The sequence below is a fragment of the Pseudonocardia sp. KRD291 genome (assembly GCF_019263595.1).
Taxonomy (GTDB): domain Bacteria; phylum Actinomycetota; class Actinomycetes; order Mycobacteriales; family Pseudonocardiaceae; genus Pseudonocardia.
On record NZ_JADQDD010000416.1, the window covers coordinates 1 to 3,863 of the forward strand.

The window sequence follows — 3,863 nt, forward strand, 5'->3', positions numbered from 1 at the left end:
ATCAGGAAGCCGTCGTGGCCGTACGGGGACTCGATCACCTTCAGCTCCGCGGCGTCCGGGATGGCCTCGGCGAGCTCGGCCTGCTCGGCGAGCGGGTAGAGACGGTCCGACGTGACGCCCGCGACGTAGGTCCGGGCGCGCACCCGGGCCAGGCCGGCCGCCGTCCCGCCGCGGCCGCGACCGACGTCGTGGGCGTTCATCAGCTGGGTGAGCGTGACGTAGGAGTTCGCGTCGAAGCGGCGCACCAGCTTGGCCGCGTGATGGTCCAGGTAGGACTCGACGGCGTAGCGGCCGCCGTCGAACGGGTCCTCGCCGTCCTGCGGGTCGCGGCCGAAGCGGGTGGCCAGCTCGAAGCCGGAGCGGTAGCTCAGGTGCGCGATCCGCCGGGCCACGCCGAGGCCGCGGTGCGGGCCCTGGCCGGGACCGAGGTCGTAGTAGTCGCCGCCGTGCCAGCCCGGGTCGGCGCGGATCGCCTCGATCTGCGGGGACGCCCAGCCGATCTGGTCGGCCGACGACGCGGCCGGGCCGGCCAGCAGGAACAGGCGCGCCACCCGTTCCGGCTCGGTGGCCGCCCACTCCAGGGAGCGCATCGCGCCCATCGAGCCGCCGACCACGCACGCCCAGCGCTCGATCCCCAGCGCGTCGGCGAGGTGGCGCTCCGCGGCGACCGTGTCCCGCGGCGTGAGGAGCGGGAACCGGCTGCCCCACGGGCGCCCGTCCGGCGCCGGGGAGGACGGCCCGGTGCTCCCCTGGCAGCCGCCGACCGCGTTCGGCGACACCACGAACCAGCGTTGCGGGTCGAGCGGCTGGCCGGGCCCGATCAGGCCCGGCCACCAGCCCGCCGTGGGGTGCCCGGGCCCGGCCGGTCCCTCGAGGTGCGGGTCACCGGTGAGCGCGTGCAGCACCAGCACGGCGTTCGACGCGTCCGGCGCCAGCGTGCCCCACGTCTCGTAGGACAGCCGCACCTGCGGCAGCTCCCCTCCGGCCTCCAGCTTCAGCGGGGACGGGAGGTCGAGGAACCGTCGACGGCCGGGGTCGTCGCCCTCCCGCCAGGCGCCGCTGGCGGGAGGGAGCGGAACAGGATTCACGGTCCGAAGGAGATCATGCCTGCGGGTTCGGCGCGCAGGCCGGCGTCACGCGCCCTTGGCCGCGCGGAAACCGGCGTCCAGGTCCGCCTTGAGGTCCTCGATCCCCTCGAGCCCGACCGAGAGCCGGACCAGGCCCGGCGTGACGCCACTGGCCAGCTGCTCCTCGGCGGAGAGCTGGCTGTGCGTCGTGCTGGCCGGGTGGATCACCAGGCTGCGCACGTCGCCGATGTTGGCGAGGTGGCTGTGCAGCTCCAGCGCGTTGACGAACTTCTTGCCCGCCTCGATCCCGCCCTGCAGCTCGAACGACACGATCGCACCGCCGCCCTTGGGCAGGTAGCGCTGCTGCAGCGCGTGCCACGGGCTCGACGGCAGGCCGGCGTAGTGGACCTTCTCCACCTCGTCGCGGGCGTCGAGCCACTCGGCCAGGGCCTGGGCGTTCTGGTTGTGCCGGTCCATCCGCAGCGACAGCGTCTCGATGCCCTGGATGATCAGGAAGGCGTTCTGCGGGCTGATCGCGGGGCCGAAGTCGCGCAGCAGCTGCACCCGCGCCTTGATGATGTAGGCGATCGGGCCGACCGCGTCGGTGAAGACCGCACCGTGGTAGCTGGGGTCCGGCGTGGTCAGGCCCGGGAACTTGTCCTTGTGGGCGACCCAGTCGAACGTGCCGGAGTCGACGATGATGCCGCCGACCGAGGTGCCGTGGCCACCGAGGAACTTGGTCAGCGACTCGACGACGATGTCGGCGCCGTGCTCGATCGGGCGCACCAGGTACGGGGTCGGCACCGTGTTGTCCACGATCAGCGGCACGCCCGCGGAGTGTGCGACCTCGGCGACCCCGGCGATGTCGAGCACGTTGCCGCGCGGGTTGCCCAGCGTCTCGCCGTAGAGCAGCTTCGTGTTCGGGCGGATCGCCGCGCGCCACTCGTCGAGGTCGTCCGGGTCGTTGACGAACGTGACCTCGATCCCGATCTTCGGGAACGTGTAGTGGAACTGGTTGTAGGTGCCGCCGTAGAGCGCGGCGCTGGACACGATGTGGTCGCCGACCTCCGCGATGTTCTGCACCGCGAGGTGCTGCGCGGCCTGCCCGGAGGCCACCGCGAGCGCGGCGGCGCCGCCCTCCAGCGCGGCGACGCGCTGCTCCAGGACGTCCGTGGTCGGGTTCATGATCCGGGTGTAGATGTTGCCGAACTCGGCGAGGCCGAACAGGTTCGCGGCGTGGTCGGTGTCGCGGAAGACGTACGAGGTGGTCTGGTAGATCGGCGTGGCACGCGCACCGGTGGTGGGGTCCGGTGCGGCGCCGGCGTGGACCTGCTTGGTCTCGAAGGACCAGTTGGCTGATGCGTCGGGTTCGGTCATGGGAAAGCTCCTCGATGCGTCGGGAGGTGGTCCGCCGCAACGGCGGCGGGGAACGGACGTGCGCGGGACCCGGGCGGCCACGACGGGAGCGTGACGGGCCCGGAGGCGGGCGCGGGAGGGTCAGCCGGAAAGGCGACAGGTCGCGCTCGTGATCCGCATGAAGTCGACGTGCAGTCGCGCCACGAGGCAGGTCACGCGTGGACCGTAGCGAGCCCCCGACCCGGGCACAACGCCCCCACGCCCCCGAGCGGGTGATCACCGGTGCCGCCGGGGGCCGCGACTACCGTGCGGGTCGTGCTCGTGCTGCTGCCCCCGTCGGAGACCAAGCGCACCGGCGGCGACGGGCCGCCGCTGCGGCTACCGGAGATCTCGCACCACGACGAGCTCGGCGAGGTGCGGGCCGAGCTGGTCGACGAGGTCGTGAAGCTCGCCGCGGACGTCCCCGCGAGCCGCGCGGCACTCGACGTCTCGGCCCGTCAGGACGACGAGATCGCGCGCAACGCGCAGCTCTACGACTCCCCGACGATGCCGGCCCTGGACCGCTACACCGGCGTGCTCTACGACGCCCTCGACGCCCCATCGCTGAGCCGGGCGGTCTCCGCCCGCGCCCGCGCGCGCCTGGCCGTCGGGTCGGCGCTGTTCGGGCTGGTCCGCGCGGACGACCCGATCCCGGCCTACCGCCTCTCCGCCGGCTCGAGACTGCCCGGCTCCGGCACCCTGGCCGCCCGCTGGCGTCCGGTGCTGGACCCGCTGCTCGCCCGGATCGCCGGCGGCGAGCTCGTCGTCGACCTGCGTTCGGGCGGCTACGCCGCACTCGGCAAGGTGCCCGGCGCGGTGACGGTCAACGTCCTCGCGCAGCGCCCGGACGGCAGCCGCTCGGTCGTCAGCCACCACAACAAGTCGCACAAGGGCGCCCTGGCGCGCCTGCTCGCGACCTCGCGCGCCGAGCCGTCCGACGCCGCGTCGGTGGCCCGCATCGCCCGCCGCGCCGGCCTGACCGTCGAACGTCCGGAGCCCGGCCACCTCGACCTGGTCCTGCCGGCCTGACGACCGACCCCTCCCGCCGCGCGATCCGCACCCCGGCCGTCGATCCGCACGTCCTGCAGGGGGTGCGGATCGCCGAGAAGGGTGCGGATCGCTCCGGTGGCGCGGCCCGGGTCTGTGATCTCCGGCACCGGCAGTGGGCGCCGAGCTGCGGGAACGGGCGAGCCCGGACACACAGCTCACCGGGACGGAGGGGTCGGACGGTAGGGTGATCACGGGAGCCCGGCCCCTCGAGTCCGCCGGGCCGTACTGCTTCACCCATCACGGAGTGCTCGCGCCGACGACGGCGCGGAAGCACCCGGGCCCGTCCTCGAGAGTTCTGCGGCTGCTTCGCGGCCTGCTTCCCTCCGCGCGACGTGCCACGTCACGGAGGTC

At 73.7% G+C, this 3,863-nt stretch carries 3 protein-coding genes; 1 reads left to right on the top strand and 2 read right to left on the bottom strand.

The window, feature by feature from the left end; all coding sequences use genetic code 11:
• Together I4I78_RS30970 and I4I78_RS30975 are read right to left on the bottom strand one after the other, a co-directional pair.
• The coding region (locus I4I78_RS30970; RefSeq protein ID WP_218615059.1) for a homoserine O-acetyltransferase at positions 1-1,088 on the bottom strand (1,088 nt) is incomplete at its 3' end.
• 45 nt (positions 1,089-1,133) lie between these two features.
• On the bottom strand, positions 1,134-2,444 hold the full coding sequence (locus I4I78_RS30975; RefSeq protein WP_218615060.1) for a bifunctional o-acetylhomoserine/o-acetylserine sulfhydrylase: 1,311 nt from the start codon (positions 2,442-2,444) through the stop codon (positions 1,134-1,136).
• A 294-nt stretch (positions 2,445-2,738) separates the two neighbouring features.
• On the opposite strand from I4I78_RS30975, the gene yaaA reads away from it, so the two are divergent.
• Positions 2,739-3,491 (top strand): peroxide stress protein YaaA, encoded by a 753-nt coding sequence (gene yaaA / locus I4I78_RS30980; RefSeq protein WP_218615061.1) that lies wholly within the window; start codon positions 2,739-2,741, stop codon positions 3,489-3,491.
• Positions 3,492-3,863: the final 372 nt, after the last annotated feature.